At 60.6% G+C, this 22,688-nt stretch carries 22 protein-coding genes and 1 pseudogene; 12 read left to right on the top strand and 11 right to left on the bottom strand.

Annotated elements, in window-relative coordinates:
* Window positions 1-11: 11 nt before the first annotated feature.
* Window positions 12-767 (bottom strand): annotated as a pseudogene (locus AC1DIG_RS07330) (sensor histidine kinase); the annotation flags it as partial.
* A gap of 28 nt (window positions 768-795) precedes the next feature.
* On the bottom strand, window positions 796-1,518 hold the full coding sequence (locus AC1DIG_RS07325) for a response regulator transcription factor (protein WP_477766738.1): 723 nt from the start codon (window positions 1,516-1,518) through the stop codon (window positions 796-798).
* Window positions 1,519-1,735: 217 nt separating this feature from the next.
* Here AC1DIG_RS07325 and AC1DIG_RS07320 point away from each other — a divergent pair, with 217 nt between their 5' ends.
* From AC1DIG_RS07320 to AC1DIG_RS07305, 4 genes are all read left to right on the top strand, one after another.
* Window positions 1,736-4,486, top strand: a complete 2,751-nt coding sequence (locus tag AC1DIG_RS07320) for a response regulator (RefSeq protein ID WP_477766737.1) — start codon at window positions 1,736-1,738, stop codon at window positions 4,484-4,486.
* 196 nt (window positions 4,487-4,682) lie between these two features.
* Window positions 4,683-5,672 carry a 2-hydroxyacid dehydrogenase gene (locus tag AC1DIG_RS07315; RefSeq protein ID WP_477766736.1) on the top strand — a complete coding sequence of 330 codons (990 nt, stop codon included), beginning with the start codon at window positions 4,683-4,685 and terminating at the stop codon, window positions 5,670-5,672.
* An 81-nt stretch (window positions 5,673-5,753) separates the two neighbouring features.
* Entirely contained in the window at window positions 5,754-6,188 is a 435-nt protein-coding gene (locus tag AC1DIG_RS07310) for a hypothetical protein (RefSeq protein ID WP_477766735.1), read from the top strand.
* Window positions 6,188-6,592 carry an META domain-containing protein gene (locus tag AC1DIG_RS07305; RefSeq protein ID WP_477766734.1) on the top strand — a complete coding sequence of 135 codons (405 nt, stop codon included), beginning with the start codon at window positions 6,188-6,190 and terminating at the stop codon, window positions 6,590-6,592. Before AC1DIG_RS07310 ends, AC1DIG_RS07305 begins: the two co-directional genes overlap by 1 nt.
* 88 nt (window positions 6,593-6,680) lie before the next feature.
* On the opposite strand, the gene AC1DIG_RS07300 is transcribed toward AC1DIG_RS07305, so the two are convergent.
* Window positions 6,681-7,148 (bottom strand): TlpA disulfide reductase family protein, encoded by a 468-nt coding sequence (locus AC1DIG_RS07300; RefSeq protein ID WP_477766733.1) that lies wholly within the window; start codon window positions 7,146-7,148, stop codon window positions 6,681-6,683.
* Window positions 7,149-7,266: 118 nt separating this feature from the next.
* On the opposite strand from AC1DIG_RS07300, the gene arsC reads away from it, so the two are divergent.
* From arsC to AC1DIG_RS07285, 3 genes are read left to right on the top strand one after another with little or no spacing between them, the layout of a single operon-like run.
* The gene (gene arsC, locus AC1DIG_RS07295; RefSeq protein ID WP_054593577.1) at window positions 7,267-7,620 is read left to right on the top strand and encodes an arsenate reductase (glutaredoxin); all 354 of its coding nucleotides are present in this window, start codon (window positions 7,267-7,269) and stop codon (window positions 7,618-7,620) included.
* Window positions 7,617-8,213, top strand: coding sequence for an NAD(P)H:quinone oxidoreductase (gene wrbA / locus AC1DIG_RS07290; RefSeq protein WP_019693120.1), 597 nt, complete (start codon window positions 7,617-7,619; stop codon window positions 8,211-8,213). Before arsC ends, wrbA begins: the two co-directional genes overlap by 4 nt.
* Before the next feature lies 1 nt (window position 8,214).
* On the top strand, window positions 8,215-8,640 hold the full coding sequence (locus AC1DIG_RS07285) for a DUF2069 domain-containing protein (protein WP_477766732.1): 426 nt from the start codon (window positions 8,215-8,217) through the stop codon (window positions 8,638-8,640).
* 113 nt (window positions 8,641-8,753) lie between these two features.
* On the opposite strand, the gene AC1DIG_RS07280 is transcribed toward AC1DIG_RS07285, so the two are convergent.
* Both AC1DIG_RS07280 and ttcA read right to left on the bottom strand, forming a co-directional pair.
* Window positions 8,754-9,425 (bottom strand): DNA-3-methyladenine glycosylase I, encoded by a 672-nt coding sequence (locus AC1DIG_RS07280; protein WP_427530336.1) that lies wholly within the window; start codon window positions 9,423-9,425, stop codon window positions 8,754-8,756.
* A 155-nt stretch (window positions 9,426-9,580) separates the two neighbouring features.
* The gene (ttcA, locus tag AC1DIG_RS07275; protein WP_054593581.1) at window positions 9,581-10,405 is read right to left on the bottom strand and encodes a tRNA 2-thiocytidine(32) synthetase TtcA; all 825 of its coding nucleotides are present in this window, start codon (window positions 10,403-10,405) and stop codon (window positions 9,581-9,583) included.
* A 312-nt stretch (window positions 10,406-10,717) separates the two neighbouring features.
* Between ttcA and AC1DIG_RS07270 the strand changes: the two genes are divergently transcribed.
* Both AC1DIG_RS07270 and AC1DIG_RS07265 read left to right on the top strand, forming a co-directional pair.
* Window positions 10,718-11,320 carry a Yip1 family protein gene (locus tag AC1DIG_RS07270; protein ID WP_054593582.1) on the top strand — a complete coding sequence of 201 codons (603 nt, stop codon included), beginning with the start codon at window positions 10,718-10,720 and terminating at the stop codon, window positions 11,318-11,320.
* A 185-nt stretch (window positions 11,321-11,505) separates the two neighbouring features.
* Window positions 11,506-12,000, top strand: a complete 495-nt coding sequence (locus AC1DIG_RS07265; protein WP_427530333.1) for a SprT family zinc-dependent metalloprotease — start codon at window positions 11,506-11,508, stop codon at window positions 11,998-12,000.
* Window positions 12,001-12,119: 119 nt separating this feature from the next.
* On the opposite strand, the gene AC1DIG_RS07260 is transcribed toward AC1DIG_RS07265, so the two are convergent.
* Complete coding sequence (locus AC1DIG_RS07260) at window positions 12,120-13,301, bottom strand: CaiB/BaiF CoA transferase family protein (protein ID WP_477766731.1); 1,182 nt, start codon at window positions 13,299-13,301, stop codon at window positions 12,120-12,122.
* Between the two features lie 145 nt (window positions 13,302-13,446).
* Window positions 13,447-14,781 (bottom strand): dicarboxylate/amino acid:cation symporter, encoded by a 1,335-nt coding sequence (locus AC1DIG_RS07255; RefSeq protein ID WP_477766730.1) that lies wholly within the window; start codon window positions 14,779-14,781, stop codon window positions 13,447-13,449.
* Between the two features lie 335 nt (window positions 14,782-15,116).
* Between AC1DIG_RS07255 and AC1DIG_RS07250 the strand changes: the two genes are divergently transcribed.
* Window positions 15,117-16,115, top strand: coding sequence for an AraC family transcriptional regulator (locus AC1DIG_RS07250; protein ID WP_477766729.1), 999 nt, complete (start codon window positions 15,117-15,119; stop codon window positions 16,113-16,115).
* Between the two features lie 161 nt (window positions 16,116-16,276).
* On the opposite strand, the gene AC1DIG_RS07245 is transcribed toward AC1DIG_RS07250, so the two are convergent.
* Window positions 16,277-17,623: an ATP-binding protein gene (locus tag AC1DIG_RS07245; protein ID WP_477766728.1), complete on the bottom strand. Its 1,347-nt coding sequence runs from the start codon at window positions 17,621-17,623 to the stop codon at window positions 16,277-16,279.
* Window positions 17,620-18,297, bottom strand: a complete 678-nt coding sequence (locus tag AC1DIG_RS07240) for a response regulator (RefSeq protein WP_477766727.1) — start codon at window positions 18,295-18,297, stop codon at window positions 17,620-17,622. Before AC1DIG_RS07240 ends, AC1DIG_RS07245 begins: the two co-directional genes overlap by 4 nt.
* Before the next feature lie 240 nt (window positions 18,298-18,537).
* Between AC1DIG_RS07240 and AC1DIG_RS07235 the strand changes: the two genes are divergently transcribed.
* A complete protein-coding gene (locus AC1DIG_RS07235; protein ID WP_477766726.1) occupies window positions 18,538-19,329 on the top strand; it encodes a dienelactone hydrolase family protein in 792 nt (263 codons plus the stop codon).
* Between the two features lie 102 nt (window positions 19,330-19,431).
* Window positions 19,432-20,157: a 4'-phosphopantetheinyl transferase family protein gene (locus tag AC1DIG_RS07230; RefSeq protein ID WP_477766725.1), complete on the top strand. Its 726-nt coding sequence runs from the start codon at window positions 19,432-19,434 to the stop codon at window positions 20,155-20,157.
* 144 nt (window positions 20,158-20,301) lie between these two features.
* Here AC1DIG_RS07230 and AC1DIG_RS07225 read toward each other — a convergent pair whose 3' ends face one another.
* Together AC1DIG_RS07225 and AC1DIG_RS07220 are read right to left on the bottom strand one after the other, a co-directional pair.
* The gene (locus tag AC1DIG_RS07225) at window positions 20,302-21,912 is read right to left on the bottom strand and encodes an ATP-binding protein (protein ID WP_477766724.1); all 1,611 of its coding nucleotides are present in this window, start codon (window positions 21,910-21,912) and stop codon (window positions 20,302-20,304) included.
* Complete coding sequence (locus AC1DIG_RS07220) at window positions 21,909-22,634, bottom strand: response regulator (RefSeq protein ID WP_054593592.1); 726 nt, start codon at window positions 22,632-22,634, stop codon at window positions 21,909-21,911. Before AC1DIG_RS07220 ends, AC1DIG_RS07225 begins: the two co-directional genes overlap by 4 nt.
* Window positions 22,635-22,688 lie beyond the last annotated feature (54 nt).

The following is a 22,688-nucleotide window of genomic DNA, read 5'->3' as shown; positions in this document are numbered from 1 at the left end:
ATCTGTGTCGCTCATAAATCCCCTGTGGGAGCGAGCTTGCTCGCGATGGCGTCGGCACTGGCGCCATCAAGATCAGCCAACAACCGCATATTGAGCCGCAACCCTGCCCCGGTATTCTCCGCCCACAAGCGCCCACCCTGACGTTGCACCGCATTGCGCGCGATACTCAGCCCCAGGCCAAAGCCGCCATTGCCGGGGCGTGAGCCATTGAGTCGGGTGAACGGTTCGAAGATGCGTTCCAGATCGTGTTCGGCGACACCGCCGCCCTGATCTTCAAGCCACAGCAGCCAATAATCGCCATCGCGCCGGCCATCGAGACGCACGCTGCCACCGGTCGGAGAATGGCGGATGGCATTGCGCAGGATGTTTTCCAGCGCCTGGGCCAAGGTATTCAGATTTCCCCGAACCCAGCATGAAGCCTCCACCGCGCAGTGCAATTTCTCGGAGGGCCAGCCGCTTTCATAGCAGGCGTTTTCCGCGAGCATTTCCCAAAGTGCCTGAATCTGGATGGCCTCGTCCGGTAATGGCAAGTGCTCCGCGCCGAGCCAGGCCAGCTGCAGGGTGTCTTCTACCAACCGTTGCATGCCATCGACTTCGCGACTGATGCGCTCGCGCAGTTGCAGCAGATCCTCTTCGCTTTCGCTGGCCACGCGTAGACGGCTCAACGATGTGCGCAGTTCATGAGACAAGTCGCGTAATAGTTGCTGCTGCACAGCCACGGCGGTTTGCCGGCGTTCGGACATTTGATCGAAAGCGCGGGGCTGTTCATCAAGGTTGTTCAAAGGCGCCACCCGGTCAGACCATTTCATCAAGCGCACTCAATACATAACCCTTGCCCCAGACGGTGCGCACTTCCCGTTCGCAGTAGCCGATGGTCTTGAGTTTGCGGCGGATCTGGCTGATGTGCATGTCCAGGCTGCGATCGTGGGGCGCGTAGCCGCGCTGCAACACCTGCTGATAAAGGAAAGCCTTGCCGAGCACTTCATCGCCATTGCGGTTCAGGGTTTCCAGCAGCCGGTATTCGCTGCGGGTCAGCCCGGCCCACTGCTCACCATAGTGAACGTCACAGAGCTCATCGTCGAAACGCAGGCTGTGAACGTCGCCGTTGATCGCTGGCAGCGTATGTCGACGGTCCAGGGCCACCCGCCGCAGGATCGCTTCGATGCGCACCCGCAATTCGGCCATGCTGAAAGGCTTGGGCAGGTAGTCGTCGGCGCCCTGACGAAAACCGCTGATGCGATCCGCTTCGGAGCCCAGTGCCGACATCAGCAGCACCGGGGTGGAATCGCGGGTCCGCAGATCGGTCAATAGCGCCAGGCCATCCATGCCTGGCAACACAATATCCATCAGCACGATATCGAAGGTCTGCTCGCGAGCAATCGCCAGCCCGTCCTCGCCGCTCTGGCACCAGGTCACCTGAAAACCACAGCGCCCCAGATGTTCATGAACATGTGCCCCCAATACAAGGTCGTCTTCAATCGCCAGGATACGAGGGGGGACAACAGATACGGGAGTCATTAGCTTCTGCAAGTCATTCTCAATCACTGATTATTCTAGATTGCCCGGCAGTGAGCAACCCGCGACTTTCGTCGCGGCTCCCCGTAACGTTCAAACCGTCACAAAGCTCTGGATAATTTGCCGGGATTGCCTGCCAGCAAATCGCTACACTGCGCGGGTAGCGCGTGCCGGATGCACGCACGGTCATCTATAAACAGCGTGATAGCAGGAGAGTGACGTGCTGAAGAAACTGGGGATCAAAGGTCGCGTATTGTTGTTGACCTTGTTGCCGACCAGCCTGATGGCCTTGGTTCTGGGCGGCTACTTCACCTGGATGCAACAGTCCGACCTGCAAACCCAACTTCTGCAACGCGGCGAAATGATCGCCGAACAACTGGCACCGCTGGTCGCCCCGGCCATGGGCCACAAGAATGACGACCTGCTGGAACGCATTGCGACCCAGTCACTGGAGCAACCGGACGTGCGCGCCGTGTCGTTCCTGGCGCCGGACCGCACGCAACTGGCGCACGCCGGGCCGCTGATGCTCAACCAGCCGCCCACTGGCGACAGCACGCACATGCTGCAACGCACCAGCAACGACGCCACCCGCTACCTGTTGCCGGTGTTTGGCAGGCATCGCAACCTGGCCGGCGAGCTGATCCCCGATGAGTCCGATCGCTTGCTGGGCTGGGTCGAGCTGGAACTCTCCCACAACGGCATGCTGCTGCGCGGTTATCGCAGTCTGTTCGCCAGCGTGCTGTTGATCGCCGCAGGCCTGGTCGGCACCGCGCTGCTGGCATTGCGTATGGGCCGCACCATCAATACACCGCTGAACCTGATCAAGCAGGCCGTGGCGCAACTCAAGGACGGCCATCTCGAAACCCGCCTGCCCCCGCTTGGCAGCCAGGAGCTGGACGAGCTGGCCTCGGGTATCAACCGTATGGCCAGCACCCTGCAAAATGCTCAGGAAGAATTGCAGCACAGCATCGATCAGGCCACCGAAGACGTCCGGCAGAACCTGGAAACCATCGAGATCCAGAACATCGAGCTGGACCTGGCGCGCAAGGAAGCCCTGGAAGCGAGCCGGATCAAGTCCGAGTTCCTCGCCAACATGAGCCACGAGATTCGCACGCCGCTCAATGGCATCCTCGGTTTCACCCACTTGCTGCAAAAAAGCGAACTGACACCGCGTCAGCTCGACTATCTGGGCACTATCGAAAAGTCCGCCGACAGCCTGCTGGGGATCATCAACGAGATTCTCGACTTCTCGAAAATCGAGGCTGGCAAACTGGTACTCGACAGCATTCCGTTCAACCTGCGCGATCTGCTCCAGGACACCCTGACCATCCTCGCCCCGGCCGCCCACGCCAAACAGCTCGAGCTGGTCAGCCTGGTGTACCGCGACACGCCGCTGTCACTGGTTGGCGACCCGCTGCGGCTCAAGCAGATACTCACCAACCTTGTGAGTAACGCGATCAAGTTCACCCGCGAAGGCACCATCGTCGCCCGCGCCATGCTTGAAGAAGAACACGAAGACAGCGTGCAACTGCGCATCAGCATTCAGGACACCGGCATCGGCCTGTCGAATCAGGACGTGCGCGCGTTGTTTCAGGCCTTCAGTCAGGCCGACAACTCGTTGTCGCGGCAACCGGGCGGTACCGGCCTGGGGCTGGTGATTTCCAAGCGATTGATCGAGCAGATGGGTGGTGAGATTGGCGTCGACAGCACGCCGGGCGAAGGCTCGGAATTCTGGATCAGCCTGAGCCTGCCAAAAACCCGCGACGATGCCGAAGACCTGCCAGGACCACCGTTGCTCGGACGGCGCGTTGCGGTGCTGGAAAACCACGAATTGGCACGCCAGGCCTTGCAGCACCAGTTGGAAGACTGTGGTCTTGAAGTGACACCGTTCAACACCCTGGAAAGCCTGACCAACGGCGTCACCGGCGCGCACCAGACCGAGCAGGCGATCGACCTCGCCGTGCTCGGCATCACCTCCAACGACATGCCGCCGGAGCGGCTGAATCAGCATATCTGGGACCTCGAACACCTGGGCTGCAAAGTGCTGGTGCTGTGCCCGACCACTGAGCAGACGCTGTTCCATCTCTCGGTGCCCAACCCTCACAGCCAATTGCAGGCCAAACCGGCCTGCACCCGCAAGCTGCGTCGCGCGCTATCGGATCTGGTCAACCCGCGTCAGTTGCGCAACGAGCCGGGCGAACCGGTTTCCAGCCGCGCACCGAAAGTACTCTGCGTCGACGACAACCCGGCCAACCTGTTGCTTGTGCAGACGCTGCTTGAAGACATGGGCGCCAAGGTGCTGGCTGTCGAAAGCGGTTCCGCGGCGATCAAGGCCGTGCAGACCGAAGCCTTTGACCTGGTGCTGATGGACGTGCAGATGCCGGGCATGGATGGACGCCAAAGCACCGAAGCGATTCGCCAATGGGAAAGCGAACGACATTGCACGCCGTTGCCGGTCGTCGCCCTCACCGCCCACGCCATGGCCAACGAAAAACGCGCCTTGCTGCAAAGCGGCATGGACGATTACCTGACCAAACCGATCAGCGAACGCCAATTGGCGCAGGTGGTGTTGAAGTGGACCGGGCTGGCCCTGCGTAACCACGGTCCGGAGCGGGCCGACGTTTATGGCAGCACCAGCGACCTGCTGGTGCTCGACCCGGATGAAGGCCTGCGCCTGGCGGCCGGCAAAGCCGATCTGGCGGCCGACATGCTGGCGATGCTGCTGGCCTCACTGGAAGCCGATCGCGAGGCGATTCGCGTCGCCCGTGAAAGCAATGACCAGAATGCCCTGATCGAACGGGTCCACCGCCTGCACGGGGCGACGCGCTATTGCGGCGTTCCGCAGTTGCGTGCGGCCTGCCAGCGCAGTGAAACCCTGCTCAAGCAACAAGACCCCAAAGCCCTGGTGGCGCTGGAAGAGCTTGAGCGGGCGATCAACCGCCTGGCCTCGCACGCGCGCATTGGCGCTTGACCCAGCGCAATAGCGCGGCCGGTGTTGAGGGTTAAACTCAGCGCACTACCCCCACGGATTGATCGTTCCCACGCTCTGCGTGGGAATGCCTCGCTGGACGCTCCGCGTCCGCTCTTGGGACGCGGAGCGCCCCGGGCTGCATTCCCACGCGGGAGCGTGGGAATGATGAATGACGTGAGATTTCCAGGAGGACATGATGCGCACGATTCTCTTCAGCAGCCAGACGTACGACCGCGAGAGCTTTCTCGCAGCCAAAATACCCGCCGGTATCGAGTTGCACTTCCAGCCCGCGCGCCTGAGTCTGGACACAGTGGCGCTGGCCGAACGGCATGAAGTGGTCTGCGCCTTTATCAATGACGACCTCAGCGCGCCAGTGCTTGAACAACTGGCCACCGGCGGCACGCGTCTGATCGCCCTGCGCTCGGCGGGTTACAACCACGTTGACCTGGCTTGCGCGAAACGCCTGGGGTTGAGCATCGTCCGCGTGCCGGCCTACTCGCCTCACGCCGTGGCCGAACACGCGGTGGCGTTGATCCTGGCACTGAACCGCCGCCTCTACCGCGCCTACAACCGGACCCGCGAAGGCGATTTCAGCCTGCACGGGCTGACCGGTTTCGATCTGTTCGGCAAGACCGTCGGCGTGGTCGGCACCGGCCAGATCGGCGCCACCTTCGCGAAAATCATGGCCGGGTTTGGCTGTAAGCTGCTGGCTTACGACCCCTGCCCCAATCCTGCGGTCGAGGCCCTCGGTGCCCGCTATCTGCCATTGCCGGAGCTGTTGGCCGAAGCGCAGATCATCAGCCTGCATTGTCCGCTGACCGCCGAGAGCAAGCACCTGATCAACCGCCAGTCGCTGGCGCATCTGCAACCCGGCGCCATGCTGATCAACACCGGGCGTGGCGGCCTGGTGGACACACCCGCGTTGATCGACGCACTGAAAAGCGGTCAATTGGGGTATCTGGGGCTGGACGTCTATGAAGAAGAAGCCCAACTGTTCTTCGAAGACCGCTCCGACCTGCCGCTGCAAGACGACATGTTGGCGCGGCTGTTGACCTTCCCCAACGTGATCGTCACCGCGCACCAGGCCTTCCTGACCCACGAAGCGTTGGCCGCCATTGCCACGACCACCTTGCAGAACATCATCGATTGGGCCGCTGGCACACCTCACAATCAGGTCGAAAGCTGATTTGGCCTGATCGAAGGTCGCAACCATGGACCATGTCCGATTCTCTCGCGTGCTAGCATATCGCGCATATTTGGAGGACCCATGGTCGAACACGATTTCCGCTACAGCCTGATGAACCCGCAACACACCCTGACCGAATGCCGCGCGCTGACGCCGGGGCGCTATCAAGTCACCGGCAACGGCGGCTCGATCCGCGCCGATGATGTGCTGTTGGTCACCCTCAAAGGCAGCAAGGACCTGTCCATGCGCCTGACCGTTGAAAACGTTCGCCACCTGCTCAAGCCCATGGGCCAGTGGGTTGCCGTGGCCAATGGTCCGGTGTTTGGTGAACTGGCGATCCACAACTGGCAAGTGAACTGCGACAGCTGCGCCAAAGAGCTGAAGTTCGAGTTCGCGGTCGACGCCAAGCTGGGCAACAAGGCCGAAAAACCGGCCGCCACCGCACGGATTGCCGAACTGGGCTGGACCACCGCCAGCGAGAAGCACCTGTGCCCGAAATGCCAGGAGCCCGTGTAATGAAACACCTCGTTCTGGCCGCGATGGTGGGCGTCAGCCTGCTGGGCTGTGCCGCTGAGCCGGTGCAACTGCAGCAGGATCGCAGCTATGTGCTGGAGTGGATCGGCGAACGCCCGCTGATCGACTACAGCCACCTGACCATCACCCTGGGTGAAGACGGTCGCGCTTATGGCAATGGTGGCTGCAACCACTGGTTCGCGCCTTACACGCTGGACGGTGACAAGCTGAGCTTCGGCAAAGTCGGCAGCACCCGCAAAATGTGCGCCCCGGCCTTGATGGAACAGGAAAAACGCTTCCTGCAAGCACTGGAAACCGTGCAGCGCTGGGACATCTCGCCGATCGAGCAAATACGCTTCTGGCCCGTTGAAGGCAAGCCGCTGCGCTGGTGGCTTGAGGAAGGCTGATTAACCTCGACGCTGATCGCTCCCACGCTCCCGCGTGGGAATGCATCATGTGACGCTCCCACGCAGAGCGTGGGAACGATCAGTCAACTCAATTCATCGCCTGCAACGCCTTGAGCTTCGCCATCACCCCCGCCGTCGTCTGCTCACCCATCAACTGTTCGCGCACCTTGCCCTTGTCATCGATGATGTAGGTCACCGGCAGCGCCTCGCTGCGTGGCAATTCGAAGCGGTCGGCCGGATCCTGGGCCAGCACGGTGAACGTGATCCCGAGCTTTTCGCTGGCGCTCTTGAGCTCTTCGCCCTGCACATTGTCGAAATTGACCCCGAACACACTGATCTTCTGACCTTTGAGCTGTTCAGCCAAAACGTTCAATTGCGGAATCTCGGTACGGCACGGACTACACCACTCGGCCCAGTAATTAAGCACAAACCATCGGCCATCCAACCGCTCGGACGCCACTTTCTGTCCCAGTTGATCGGTGCCGTAGTCATAGCCACAGCCGCCAAGCAGCAAGGTTGCGAAGAGGGCCAATGCTGCTGTCAGTCGCCTTGTCATGAGGTCATCCTTACTCAAAAAAAAACAGGTTCTGCTGCGACCCATCGCCTCCCAAGGTTCAGGACTGCTCGCTGCACAGGTAGAATAGCCGCCACCTTACGCAAGATGCGAACCGCACATGACCGATCTGACGCTTTATCACAACCCGCGCTGCTCGAAATCCCGCGGTGCGCTGGAACTGCTGGAAGCCCGTGGCCTGACACCAACCGTGGTCCGCTACCTGGAAACCCCGCTGAACGCCGCGCAACTGCAAAGCCTGCTGGGCAAACTCGGCATCAGCGCCCGGCAACTGCTGCGCACCGGCGAAGACGAATTCAAAGCCCTGAACCTGGCTGACAGCAGCCTGAGCGAAGCGCAATTGATCGCCGCCATCGCCGAGCATCCGAAACTCATGGAGCGACCGATTCTCGAAGTCGGTGACAAAGCCGTCATCGGCCGTCCGATAGAGAACCTGCTGGAGATTCTGCCGTGAGTGCGCCGTACATTCTGGTTCTGTATTACAGCCGCAGCGGCTCGACCAATGAAATGGCCCGACAGATTGCCCGTGGCGTGGAACAGGCCGGGATGGAAGCGCGCCTGCGCACGGTGCCGGCGATCTCCAGCGAATGCGAGGCGGTGTCGCCGGACATTCCCGACGAAGGCGCGCTGTATGCCAGCCTCGACGACCTGAAAAACTGCGCGGGCCTGGCTCTTGGCAGCCCGACCCGCTTCGGCAACATGGCGGCGCCGCTGAAGTACTTCCTCGACGGCACCAGCAACCTGTGGCTGACCGGCGCACTGGTGGGCAAACCGGCCGGGGTCTTCACCTCGACGGCCAGCCTGCACGGTGGCCAGGAAACCACCTTGCTGTCGATGATGTTGCCATTACTGCACCACGGCATGCTGATCACCGGCCTGCCCTACAGCGAATCGGCATTGCTCGAAACCCGCGGTGGCGGTACGCCTTACGGCGCCAGCCATCATGCCGGTGCTGACGGCAAAAGCGGCTTGAACGAGCATGAAGTCGCCTTGTGCCGGGCCCTGGGTCTGCGCTTGGCGAAAACCGCCCTGAAACTGGAGCGCTAACGTGGCCAAAAAGCCGAAGGTGCTGCCCTCCATCGATTGGCTCGAACCGCGAGTTCGGGCGATGCGCGTCATCAGCCTGCTGTGCTACTTCGGCCTGGCAGGATTGCTCTGCGCCTATTACCTGATGATCGCCGACCTGCATGGTGCACGGCCGTGGGTCATCCTGCTGATTGAACTGGTGCCTTTGTTGTTGCTGGCACCGGGGATGCTCAGCGGCAGCCCGCGCGGGCATTCATGGATGTGCTTTGTGGTGAACCTGTATTTCATCAAGGGCGCGACTGCCGCGTTCGACCCGAATCGGCAGGTGTTTGGTTTGCTGGAAATGGCCGCGAGCCTGGCGGTGTTCTGCTCGGCGCTGCTGTATGTGCGCTGGCGGTTTCAGTTGAACCGTAAACTGGCCGGCGAAGGCGAGATCTCCGTCGCCTGACAGGACGCCATCGTCGGAGCGCCGCCCGGAGCAAGCTCGCTCCCACAGGAGATTTGTGAACGACGCAGATCCAGTGTGGGAGCGAGCTTGCTCGCGATGGCAGCGACACAGTCTCAATGATTGACGGTGTAAGCCAGCATCATCGAAATCTGACACATCGGCCGGCCACTCTCGGCGTGCCATTGGTTGAAGGCGTTTTGCACCGTCGCCAGATCGCGCAGGCTGGTCGGCACCTTGTCGATGATCTCTTGCGCATTCAACGCCGCGACCACGTCATAGCTCGGCACGAAGGTGTCCTTGCCGACCATCCGCAGAAACCGCGGTGCCGACAACCCACCCAGCTGATGCCCGTGCTTGGCCAGGTATTTCCACAGGCCAACGATATCGGTCACCGGCCACTCGGCGATCAATTCGCCGAAGCTGCCCTTCTCTTTCGCCACGTCCAGGATGAACTGCGCATTGCGCGGCACGCTCTTGAGCTTGCCCAGGTGGCGGATAATCCGCGCGTCCTGCATCAGTCGCTCAAGGTGCTCGGCGCCCATCAGCACGACCTTTTCCGGATCGAACCCGAAGAACACTTCTTCGAATGCCGGCCACTTGGCGTCCACCAGACTGTGCTTGAGGCCCGCACGAAACACCCGCAACGCCAAAGTCGACAGGTAGCGATCATCGCTGATCTTGCGCAGTTGTGCTGGAGTCTTGGGCACGGGCAGATGGGCTTCCAGTTCGGCTGCCGAACCAAAACGGTTCAGACAGTATTCGTGCAGCCACTTGTAATCGCGCATGCCCTCTCCTGAGCAATGAAATAAAAACGGCCTGCCATAAGAACCTGTGGGAGCGAGCTTGCTCGCGATGGCGGTGTGTCAGCCGGTATTGTTGTCGACTGACAGGACGCAATCGTCGGAACGCCGCCCGGAGCAAGCTCGCTCCCACATTTTGTTCAGAGGTTGACGACGTTGACGAAACGCGACGCTGCGGTTTCGTCGATACGCAGGTTGGTGAAGTCGAACAGGTTGCGGTCCGCCAACTGCGACGGAATGACGTTCTGCAAACCGCGGAAAATACTTTCGGTGCGGCCCGGCGTCTTGCGCTCCCATTCCTGAAGCATTTCCTTGACCACCTGACGTTGCAGGTTTTCCTGGGAGCCGCAGAGGTTGCACGGGATGATCGGGAACTGCTTGAAGTCCGAGTAAGCCTGAATGTCTTTCTCGTTGCAGTAGGCCAGCGGGCGGATCACTACGTTACGGCCGTCGTCGGCACGCAACTTCGGCGGCATGGCCTTGAGCGAGCCGTTGTAGAACATATTCAGGAAAAACGTCTCGACGATGTCGTCGCGGTGATGACCGAGGGCCATTTTGGTCGCGCCGATTTCGTCGGCGAAGGTGTAGAGCGTGCCGCGACGCAGGCGTGAGCACAGCGAGCAGGTGGTCTTGCCTTCCGGCACCAGTTCCTTGACCACCGAGTAGGTGTCTTTTTCAACGATGTGGTATTCCACGCCCAGCTCTTTCAGATAGGCCGGCAGCACATGCTCAGGGAAACCCGGCTGTTTCTGGTCCATATTCACCGCGACGATCTCGAACTTGATCGGTGCCACCTTCTGCAGGTGCATCAGCACGTCGAGCATGGTGTAGCTGTCTTTGCCGCCGGACAGGCAGACCATGACCTTGTCGCCGTCTTCGATCATGTTGTAATCGGCGACGGCTTCACCGGCTTGTCGGCGTAGACGTTTCTGCAGTTTGTTCTGGTTGACCGAAAGAGTGCCCATGGCGCTTGAAATCCGCGAGGTGTGACGAAAGGCCGACATTTTACGCAAAAACGCTTCGGGGGCGAAGAGCCGAGCGGATACCCCTCCTCGCCACAGGAATGAAACTGGCCACAAATGATGCGTTGTCATGCGGCGATGCGATTAGCCCCGGGGTTTACAGCGCGATTTGCTCTAAAGCCCCCCACCTTTGGCAGCCAGTACTTTCTATACTGCGACTTAAGGTCGCACGCATTTCAGACCTCTACCAACTTGGCCACTGGCCCGTAGGCGCTCCGCTGGGGGGCGATAGCAATCACGAAGGAGTGACTGACTATGATCCATCACGTCGTGGGGCTGTTCACCCACCCTGATCAAGAATGGAAAGAAATCCGTGGCGACCAAGAGGAAAGTATCAGCCACATGTACCTCACCCACACGCTGATTCTGGCGGCAATACCGGCTATCTCGGCGTTTATCGGCACCACCAAGGTCGGCTGGGTCATCGGTAGCCGCGCACCGGTCATGCTGACCCAGGAAAGCGCGCTCTGGATGACCATCATGTCGTACCTGGCGATGCTCGGCGGGGTCGCGGTGATGGGCGCGTTCATTCACTGGATGGCTCGCACGTATGACGCCAGCCCGAGCCTGGCGCGCTGTGTCGCGTTTGCCACCTACACCGCCACGCCACTGTTCATCGGCGGTCTGGCGGCGTTGTACCCACATATGTGGCTGGGCATGGTCGTCGGCACCGCGGCCATCTGCTACACCGTGTACCTGCTGTATGTGGGGCTGCCGACCTTCATGAACATTCCGTCGGATGAAGGTTTTCTGTTCTCGAGTTCAGTGCTCGCCGTAGGGCTGGTGGTGCTGGTTGCGATCATGGCGTTCACCGTGATCGTCTGGGGCCTGGGCGTCGGCCCGGTCTATACCAACTAGTACGGGCAACTTGCAACGAGCAAATGAAGCGGGCGAAGGACGCTGCCTATAAAACAAACAGGGATCTGCCAACACAGGCCGCCGCAAGGCGGCCTTCTCTATTACGCGACGACCATTCGGCGCCTGAGCGATTCGCAATGAGCACGGTTTGCAGCATACTCGACGCCTCTGGAGATCCGCCAAGCATGCCCGAGCAACTCAATTCCCGCGTCGAAGACTGTTTCCAACAAGCCGAATCCTTTTTCAAACGCTCCTTCAAACGCCCGGTGGTCAGCCTCAAGTTACGTGGCCAGAAGGCCGGCGTAGCGCACCTGCATGAAAACCTGCTGCGCTTCAATCCGCAGCTGTACCGGGAAAACGCCGAAGACTTTCTCAAACAGACCGTGGCTCACGAAGTCGCGCACCTGATCGCCCATCAACTGTTTGGCGACCGCATACAGCCGCACGGCGAAGAATGGCAATTGATCATGCGCGGGGTGTACGAACTGCCGCCCAATCGCTGCCACACCTACGCCATCAAACGCCGCAGCGTGACCCGCTACATCTACCGCTGCCCCTGCGCCAACAGCGATTTCCCGTTCTCGGCCCAGCGCCATAGCCTGGTGCGACAAGGACGACGGTATTTGTGCCGGCGTTGCCGACAGACGCTGGTGTTTACCGGTGAGTCGCGGGTCGAGTAGCAGGGTGTGTGGCGTCCATACCGACGCCATCGCGAGCAAGCTCGCTCCCACACTGGATCTGCGTCGTTCACAAATCCCCTGTGGGAGCGAGCTTGCTCGCGATGAGGCCCTCAAAAACCCTACAAAACCACCTTGTTACGCCGCAGGTCTTCAATCCGCTCAGCGCTATACCCCAACTCACCCAACACCTGATCGGTATGCTCACCCAACGCCGCGCCGATATGTCGTGGCTCGGGCAAGCCCTCTGAAAACTTCAATGGACACGCCATCTGCGCCTGCGTGGTGCCGTCGTTGCGTGGTACCCGGGTGACCAGATCCCGAGCCTTCAGCTGCGGGTGCTCGACCGCTTCGGCCAGGCTCAGCACCGGCTCAACGCAAGCATCGAGCCCGGCAAACAGTGTGCAAAGTTCGGCGAAGTCATGTTTTTCGAATTCGATCTGAAACGCCAGCTTCAGCGCCTTTTGCTGCTCGGGAACCGGTGACAGCCCCAGTACCGCCAGCTCCGGCTGACCCAGCGCCGTGCACAGCTGCTGCATGAAATCCGGTTCCAGGCTGCCGACGGACATCCAGCGACCATCGCGAGTGCGGTAATAGTCATAGAAGCTGCCGCCATTGAGCATTTGATCTTCGCGCCCCGGCGTCACACCGCAAGCCAGATACCCTGCACCCGCCATGGCATTCAGGCTGAATGCGCAGTCGGTCATGCTCACGTCCAGGTGTTGCCCCTGGCCACTGTGCTGACGGGCTACCACCGCCGCCAGCAGACCGATCACCCCGTGCAGCGAACCGCCGGCAATGTCCGCGACCTGAATGCCCAACGGCAGTGGCCCGCTATCCTCGTGCCCGGTATAGCTGGACACGCCGGCCAGTGCCAGATAGTTGATGTCGTGACCGGCGCGGTCCTTGTAGGGGCCCGTCTGGCCGTAACCGGTGATCGAGACGTAAATCAGCCGCGGATTGATCGCCTTCAGGGCCTCGTACCCCAGCCCCAGACGCTCCATCACTCCCGGGCGAAACTGCTCGAGAAGGATGTCGTGGTCTTGCAGCAGTTGCTTGATCACCTCCAGCGCTGCCGGCTGCTTGAGGTCCAGCGCCAGGCTGCGCTTGTTGCGGTTGAGGTAGGCGTGGCTGGCAGAAGCGCCCTGATCGTGGGGGGGTAAAACCCGCACCAGGTCCATCCGGGTTGGCGATTCGATCCGCAGCACCTCGGCTCCCATGTCCGCCAGCAACAGCGAGGCGAACGGCCCCGGCAACAGCGTCGAGAAATCCAGAACCTTGAGTGATGCAAGTGGCCCGTGCATGTGCGTTCTCCCTAAGCGATACCTAAAGCCTAGGCAGCCGATGACCTGGCAGCAATCACCTTAACCATCAGCCGGACTGACCTTTGCGCTCAAATCTGCGGCAATAAAAAACCCGCCGAAGCGGGTTTTTCATCAACGCGAAGAATTACTTCACCGAAGTCGGGGCCGGGCTTTCAGCCACATGCACATCGTCTTCGCCATGCGTATTGGTGATTGCGCGACCACCGGAAGCCAGTTCCTCATGCATCTGGTCGACATCCAGCTCTTTGACCCACTTGGCCACGACCAGGGTGGCAACCGCGTTACCCACCAGGTTGGTCAGGGCGCGGGCTTCGGACATGAAGCGGTCGATACCCAGGATCAGTGCCAGACCGGCAACCGGCAAGTGACCGACTGCAGACAGAGTGGCGGCCAACACGATGAAGCCGCTACCGGTCACACCGGCGGCGCCTTTGGAGGACAGCAGCAGCACGATCAGCAAGGTGATCTGGTGCGTGATGTCCATGTGGGTGTCGGTCGCCTGAGCGATGAACACCGCGGCCATGGTCAGGTAGATGGCAGTACCGTCGAGGTTGAACGAGTAACCGGTCGGGATCACCAGACCCACAACGGATTTCTTCGCGCCCAGACGCTCCATCTTGATCAGCATGCGTGGCAGTACCGATTCCGAAGAGGAAGTACCCAGCACGATCAGCAGCTCTTCACGGATGTAGCGAATCACTTTCAGCACACTGAAACCGTGAGCGCGCGCGATGCTGCCCAGCACGACCAGAATGAACACCACGCACGTGATGTAGAAGCACGCCATCAACTGACCCAGTTGCACCAGCGAGCCAACGCCGTAGGCACCGATGGTGAAAGCCATGGCGCCCAGGGCACCGATTGGCGCGAGCTTCATGATCATGTTGATGATGTTGAACATCACGTGGGCGAAGCGATCGATGAAGTCCAGGATCGGCTTGCCGTAGGCACCCAGGCGATGCAGGGCGAAACCGAAGATCACCGAGAACATCAGTACTTGCAGGATATCGCCATTGGCGAACGCACCGACGATGGTGGCCGGGATGATGTTCAGGATGAAGCCAACGACGCTTTGATCAGCACCGGCAGCGACATAAGCAGCCACTTTGGAAGCATCCAGGGTGCTGACATCGATGTGCATGCCGTTACCTGGCTGCACGATGTTGACCACCACCAGCCCCACCAGCAGCGCGATGGTCGAAACGATTTCGAAGTACAGCAGCGCGTAACCGCCGGTCTTGCCCACCGATTTCATGTTCTGCATGCCCGCGATACCGCTGACCACGGTGCAGAAGATGATCGGAGCGATGACCATTTTGATCAGTTTGATGAACCCGTCACCCAGCGGCTTGAGTGCCACGGCGGTTTGCGGGTAGTAGTGACCGAGCGCGATGCCGATAGCGATGGCAACGATCACCTGGAAATACAGGGATTTGTACAGTGGCTGACGAGTCGTCATTACAAAGTTCCTCAAGAGCACCGCGCTGCAATCAATCATCTGACGCAGACGACACCTAAAGTGCGAACCCTCCTGCACCGGAGGGATTTGTTTTGTCGAGCTGCGCGCTGGCAGACCTCTCGCCCTTATCGCAAAGCCCGTGCCACCTTGCCAAAAACGTCCAAAAGCCTTTTGCCATCAGGGTTGCCGGTCTTCCTTCATGCCTTGACCACCCGACCGGGGTGGCGGATTTCCGCCCATCGACCGGCTCTCGTCCTACAATTTGGCGGATATCCGCCTTGTCCCGCCACGAGGCCGTGGCTACTATCCGCCTCTCAATGGACGGACCAGACCCCATGCGCGAACGTACCATCGCCAGTCATTTTGCTCGTGCGGCCCTCGGTGGCGCACGCCGACGCGGCTATGACTATTCGGGTCTGTTGCAGCAGCTGGGGATCAGCGTCGAATTGCTCGACGAACCTCGCGCCAGAATCGCGCCCGAACAGTTCACCAGCCTGCTGCAAGGGCTCTGGCAAGCGTTGGATGACGAATACCTGGGCTTTGCCCGCGGCCCAAGCAAACGCGGCACCTTCGCCATGATGTGCCATGCCTTGATTCACTGCCGCACGCTCGAGAAAGCACTCAGTCGCGGCTTATTATTTTATAGCCTATTCCCCGACGCTCCGCGCCTGACCCTGACCCGGGAAGGTGAAATGGTTCGTTTGAGCCTGGATGATGCTCGGCTGTGGGACCCGGATCACTTTTTCAGCGAATGTCAGCTGGTGATCTGGCATCGACTGGGCAGTTGGCTGATCGGCCAGCGCATTCGTCTGGAACAGGCCTGCTTCAGCTACCCGAAACCCGGGCACGCTGCCGAGTACGACCTGTTGTTCCCCTGCCCGATGGTGTTCGCGGCCGAGCAAAGCAGCCTGCTGTTCCACAGCCGTTACCTGCACATGCCGTTGTTGCAGGATGAACGAACCCTCAAGCATTTCCTCGAACGCTCGCCCGCCGACCTGCTGTCGCGCCCGGATGACGGCGATAGCCTCAGCAGCCAGCTACGGCGCCTGCTCAGCCGCGACAGTGCGCGCTGGCCAGACCTTGAAGCGGTTGCCGCACACCTGCACATCAGCCCGCAGACCTTGCGTCGACACTTGCGTGAAGAGGGTTCGAGTTTTCAGGAATTGAAGGACCAACTGCGCCGCGACATCGCGATTTATCACCTGAGCCGTGCCGACCTGTCGTTGCAACAGATCGCCGAACAACTGGGATTCTCCGAACCGTCGGCGTTTCACCGGGCGTTCAAGAAGTGGACCGGATTGACGCCAGGCGCTTATCGCGCGCAGGAGAATTGAGTTTCAGGGCTGATTTTCTGGATGTCCCCACTGGCCCCATCGCGAGCAAGCTCGCTCCCACATTTGATCTCAGGTGTTCACAATTAATGTGCTCACAGCAGATCCACTGTGGGAGCGAGCTTGCTCGCGATGGGGCCCCAAAAGCATTCCGCACCTTCCGGTCAAACCACCGGGAAATGAATCCGGAATGCCGCGCCGCCCAAGGCTGAGTCCCCCAGGGTCAACTGGGCGCCGTAGCTCTCGATGATGTCCTTGACCACCGCAAGGCCGATGCCCTGCCCCGGGTGCTGGCGGTCCAGCCGTTCGCCGCGCTGGAGAATCCGCGCACGTTGATCCGGCGGTACGCCCGGGCCGTCATCTTCGATACACAGCTCAACACCACTCATGGTTTGCCGCAGGCTGACGCGCACTTCGCCCAGGCACAGGCGATAGGCGTTTTCCAGCAGGTTGCCGAGCATTTCCAGCAAGGCGCCCTGCTCGATCGGCACGTAGCAGGGGTTCGGCAAATCAAATGAGGTCCGTACCTGCTTGTCGCGATAGACCTTGTCCAGTGTGTCGCAAAGGCTTTGCAGCACCGGCCGCAATCGCACCTGGTGACGCACCAGACCGCTTTTGCGCAAGCTCGCGCGCTGCAACTGATAGCTGATCTGTTGGCTCATGCGCTCGATCTGCGATTGCAGCACCCACGCCTGCTCCCGATTTTCCGGCCGCTGGGCCATGCCTTCACTGACCCCTTGCAACACCGCCAACGGGGTTTTCAGGCTGTGGGCCAGGTCATCCAGAGAGTCGCGGTAGCGACTGCGCTGTTCACGCTCGCTGCGCAGCAAACGGTTCAGCGAGCCCGTCAGGCGCAACAGTTCGCGGGGGTGTTCTTCGCTGAGGCTTTCCAGGGCACCGTTCTCGATCTGGTCCAGTTCCTGGCTCAAGCGCTTCAAGGCCCGCAAGCCCCAGGTCAGGCCGATCCACAGCAGCGACAACAACACCAGCAACGCGGCGCCAAAACCCAGGTAGAGATTTTCCCGCAGGCCTTCGAGCGTCTGCTCGTACTCACGCACCGGCTGCAGCGCGACGATACTGAACGCTGCGCTTTTACCGCCGAGCAATTTGACCTCGACGTCATAGACGAAGAATTCCTGACCGTTGGCCTCACGAATCCGCGCGAACTGATCGCCGTGTCCGTCGTAACGCGGTCGGTAACTGATGTCCTCGTCATGCGTCGCCCGCGAGCGCCAGACCAGATGACCGTCGCGATCATAGATGTAGCCCAACAGACGACTGTCGGTGAGGTTGAGGAGCTCGTCCGGCAACTGCGTGGGCATCAGCAATCGGTTGCCTTCAACCCGCGCAGCAGAAATCAGTGTGGTGACATCCGAGGCCAGGCGCTGCTTGATCGAATCTTGCAGCGCCAGGCTGAACGCGCCCTGCATGGCCGGCAACAAGGCCAGCATGAACAGCACCGCCAGCGTCGTGGCGGCGAGCATCAGGCGCAGGCGCAGCGATCGAATCACCGGCAGCGCTCGTTGAACAGGTAGCCCAGACCACGCACGGTATCGATCGGCTTGAAGCCGGTCGGCCCTTCCAGCTTGCGCCGCAGGCGGCCGACCAGCACTTCGATCACGTTAGGATCACGCTCGTCGTCGTCCGGATAGAGCTGTTCCATCAACCGGTCCTTGGCGACCACCTGCTGGTGATGACGCATCAGGTATTCGAGGATCCGGTACTCGTAAGCGGTCAATGCCAGCGGCTGCTCCTCGAGAGTCGCCTGCTTGCGATTGAGGTCCAGCACCAGTGGCCCGGCAATGATGGTTGACTGGGTAAAACCGCTGGAGCGGCGTAGCAAGGCGTTCAGGCGCGCGTCCAGCTCTTCGAACTGGAACGGCTTGACCACGTAATCGTCGGCACCGGCGGCCAGGCCTTCGACCTTGTCCTGCCAGTTACCGCGCGCGGTCAGGATCAGGATCGGAAAGGTCTTGCCTTGCGCACGCAGTTGGCGAATCAGGTCCAGCCCGCCCATGCCCGGCAGACCGAGGTCGATTACCGCCAGGTCATGGTTGAATTGCCCGGTCTGGTACAAGGCCTCTTCGGCGTTGGCCACGGACTCGACCACATGGCCATTGTCGGTCAGGCGAGTTTGCAGGTGATGACGCAGCAGCGCTTCGTCTTCGACGACCAGCAGTTTCATAACGCTCTCCCAGGCAAAATCAACATCTCCACAGGTACCTCGCACCTCGATTGCTAATACGCCAGTAACGGTAACCCGGTTCAACCAAGGTGTTTGGCAAAACCTGCTGCATCATCCCGGACAACCCTGACGAAGTAACCGATACCACAATTGTGACTGTAGGTTAACCACCAGCCGCTGAACTCGGACTGAACAGGATCGACTAGGCTGTCTGGACGTCTTTATAAAGGAGCATCAACCATGCGCGTATTGATCGCACTCGTTTTACTCGCCTTGAGCGGCCTCGGCCAAGCGGCAATCAAGACTCAGGAGATCCCTTACAAGAGTGTCGACGGGACTGAAATGATCGGCTATTACGCCTATGACGACAGCATTCAGGGGGCTCGTCCGGGCGTGGTGGTGGTCCATGAATTCTGGGGGCTCAACGACTACGCCAAGCGCCGGGCGCGTGACCTCGCCGGACTGGGTTACAGCGCACTGGCGATCGATATGTATGGCAAAGGCAAAAACACCGAACATCCGAATGACGCCATGGCATTCATGAATGAAGCGCTGAAAAACAGCGCAACGGCCAGTGCCCGCTTCAATGCCGGGCTTGATCTGCTGAAAAAACAACCGCAGACCGATCCGAAAAAACTCGCGGCGATCGGTTACTGCTTCGGCGGCGGGATTGTCCTCGATGCCGCCCGCCAAGGGGCACCGCTGGCGGGTGTGGTGAGTTTCCACGGCGTATTGGCGACCAAAACCCCCGCGACGCCTGGCAGCGTCAAGGCCAAAGTACTGGTGGAACACGGCGATCTGGACAGCATGATCACTGCGGATCAAGTGGCAGCGTTCAAAACCGAAATGGACAAGGCTGGCGCCGACTATAAGTTCGTCAGCCTGAAGGGTGCCAAGCATGGCTTCAGCAATCCGGACGCCGATCGACTGAGCCATGGCGATCACGGCGGTCCGGACATCGGCTACAACAAAGCCGCCGATGAAAGCTCGTGGGCGGATATGAAGGCGTTCTTCAAAAAAATCTTTGGCTAACCCTCCTCCACTGATCGTTCCCACGCTCGCGTGGGAACGATCAGCGGTGTACAGGTTTAACCGGGGCTACCCAGCTCTTGGTCAACCCGGCAAAATGCCGGGATGAACCCGCTCCCCGCTCTTCCCGCCTGCTGCACGCCGCTCGACGCCCACTGGCCGTTGCCTGATGCGCTGCCCGACACGGTGCTGCTCAGCACTCGTTTCGATCCGTCATTGTTGGTGTTCGATGACTTCCGGCGCAGCACGATCGAACCGCCTCCCAGCATCCAGCGCTCGGTCGCCAAACGTCAGGCCGAGTTTCTCGCCGGACGGGTATGTGCCCGGGCCGCCTTGCAGCAACTGGAGGGCCTGGACTGCATTCCGGCGATTGGCGAGGACCGCGCGCCCGTATGGCCGGCGCATATCTGTGGTTCGATCACTCACAGCACCGGCCGGGCCGCCGCTATTGTCGCGCGCAAGACGCATTGGCGCAGCCTGGGGATGGACCTGGAAAACCTGCTGAACGCCGAACGTGCCGAGCGTCTGGCCGGCGAGATCCTCACCCCACCCGAGCTCGAACGCATGGCCGCGGGCCCTGGTGATCAGCTGGCGCTGTGGGTGACCCTGACCTTCTCGGTCAAGGAAAGCCTGTTCAAGGCGCTCTACCCCATCGTGCAGAAGCGCTTCTATTTCGAACATGCCGAAGTGCTGGAATGGGCCGAGAGCGGGCATGTGCGCCTGCGCTTGTTGACCGACCTCTCCGGCGAATGGCATTACGGTGCGGAACTGGATGCGCAATTTGCCGTGCACGATGGACAGCTGTTGAGCCTGGTCAGCATCAAGGCCTGAAGAGTTTCAGTGTTTGGGAGGGCCTCTTCGCGAGCAAGCCCGCTCCCACCTTTAATCTGCGGTGAACACATGATTTGTGAACACTGGAAATCTAATGTGGGAGCGGGCTTGCTCGCGAAGAGGTCCTTAAAGACGCTAAAGATCTCAAGGCTTTTCCTGATTACGTGGCCAGCTCAGACTGAAACACGCGCCCCCCAGGCTTTTACTCTTGCTGATCAACGCCCGACCGCCATGCCAGTGAACGATCCGGCGCACGATGGACAGTCCCAGGCCGTGCCCACCGGACGCCCGGGTGCGGCTGTCATCCAGACGCAAAAATGGCGTGAAGATCTTTTCCCAGGCACTTTCCGGCACGCCCGGCCCATCGTCTTCGACATCGACGCGACAACGCTGCTGCCCCACCTGATAACTGATCGACACCTGGGACTGGGCATGACGCATCGCGTTGCTCACCAGATTCTGCAACGCCCGATGCAGGTAACGCGGCTCAGCCTCGACCCAGGCCCCATCGCAATCGGCCGCCGACAGGCACAGACCCCGTTGCACCGTCACGTTGGCGCGTAAGGGCGCCAGTTCGCCGATCACCTGATTGACCAAGGCATCGAGGTCGACGCGCTGAAAATTCAACGCCGGCGAACCCTGCTCCAGCCGCGCATACGTGAGCATTTCGTCCACCAGGCCATCGAGGTCCTGGATGTCGTGATCCATGCCCTCGAGGTATTTCTCCCGCGCTTGCGGCGTGCTCGCCGTGCTGATCATCTCCAGTCCAAAACGCAACCGCGCAACGGGCGTGCGCAGCTCATGGGACACCGCGCGCACCAGTTCGCGCTGAATCGCCAGCAGTTGCTGAAGGTGCTCGGCCATGCCGTTGAACGCCGCCGCCAATCGCCCCACCGAATCCGCACCGCGTGCCGGCACGCGGGTTTCCAGGCTGCCTTTGGCGATCCGTGTGGCGGCCGACTCCAGACCTCGCAAGCGGCGCTCCAGCTGGCGCACCAGCAAATAGACGATCAACCCGATCAGGCTCAGGCCCAATGCAGCGATCAGTACCAGCCACTCCGGCGGGTACGGGTTCATCTGATACAGCGGGCCGATTTCCAGCACCCAGGGCGTACCGACCATCCCGGCAAACACCCGGATCGAATCGCCGCCCTTGCCCAGCGCCATCACCGTGTCGCCTTCAGAGACCCGACGGCTCTGGTCTTCGTCCATGTCCGCCTGATCTACCGTAATCAGTTGCAGCTCGAAGCCGAAGCCCTTGTCCTTCTTCAACACCTCAAGACGCTCGGGCTGCTCGGCCACCGGATAACGCACCAACTCATCAGCCAACAGGTAAATGGTCGCCCGCGCCAGTTGCTCGCTGATCTGCTGCACTTCCCCCGTCAGCACCAGCTGTTCTTTATCGCTGACCAACCGATAGACCTTCGCCGCGTGCGGGCCGGTCTGCTCCACCAATGCCTGGCCGTGCAGCACCCGTGTGCGCTGGCTCAGGTCGAGGTCGGTCTGGGCGAACGTCTGCAAGCTCAAGGGAATGCCCAGCAAACGCTCCCACACCAGCAACGCGCGATGACGCTCGGTCTCGTTCATCGGTTGCAAATTGTCGGCCATCAAGGAAAACGTACCGTGGGCCAGACGCTCGCGGTATTGCTCGCTGCGCACCTGATTGAGCAGATGCAAGGCCAGTACACCAAGCACCGCCACCAGAATCAGCGCAGCGCACATGCCGCCATAAATGCGCAGGAAGATCGAATTCACAGGGGCTGATCTACGCAGGCTTCAGGAACGAACAGATACCCCTTGCTGCGAATGGTCTTGATCAGTCGCGGGTGATCCGGGTCATCGCCGATCTTCGGCCGGATCCGCGAAATGCGCACATCGATCGAACGATCCTGACCGTCGTAGCCGATGCCTCGCAGCGCCGTGAAAATCTCCTCGCGAGACAGAATCCGCCCGGCGTTGGCCACCAGCAGCCAGAGCAGATCGAACTCGGCACTGGTCAACTCGATGCCAGTGTCCTGCAGCCACGCCTCACGCAGCGCGTTGTCGACGACCAGCGGGCCGAACTGCAAGCGACGGAGTTTTTCCGGTGCCGCAGGCTCGGGTGCTTCACTACGTCGCAGCAAGGCCTGGACACGCGCCAGCAACAAACGCGGGCGCACCGGTTTGCACACGTAGTCATCGGCGCCCATGTCCAGACCCTGGATCTGGTCCATGTCGTCGGTGCGCGCCGTGAGCATCAGGATTGGTCCGTCGTAGTGATCACGGACCTTGCGGCAAATCGTCAGGCCGTCTTCGCCGGGGAGCATCAGGTCAAGGATCACCAGGTCCGGTTGCTCGGCGATAATCCGCGCCGCCGCCAGCGCTCCATTGCCTTCGAGGGTGACCCGCAGACCGTGGCTTTCGAGATACTCACGAGTCAACTCAGCCAGGCGCTGGTCATCCTCGACAATCAATACCTGCCAGGCTTCTTGCTCCACGGGTGACCTCTTTGCCGAACACTATTAAGGAAGGCTCCACTCGTCTTTTTGTAA

Source organism: Pseudomonas sp. 05N431 (assembly GCF_056397005.1).
This window is presented reverse-complemented; position numbering and strand designations above follow the sequence as displayed.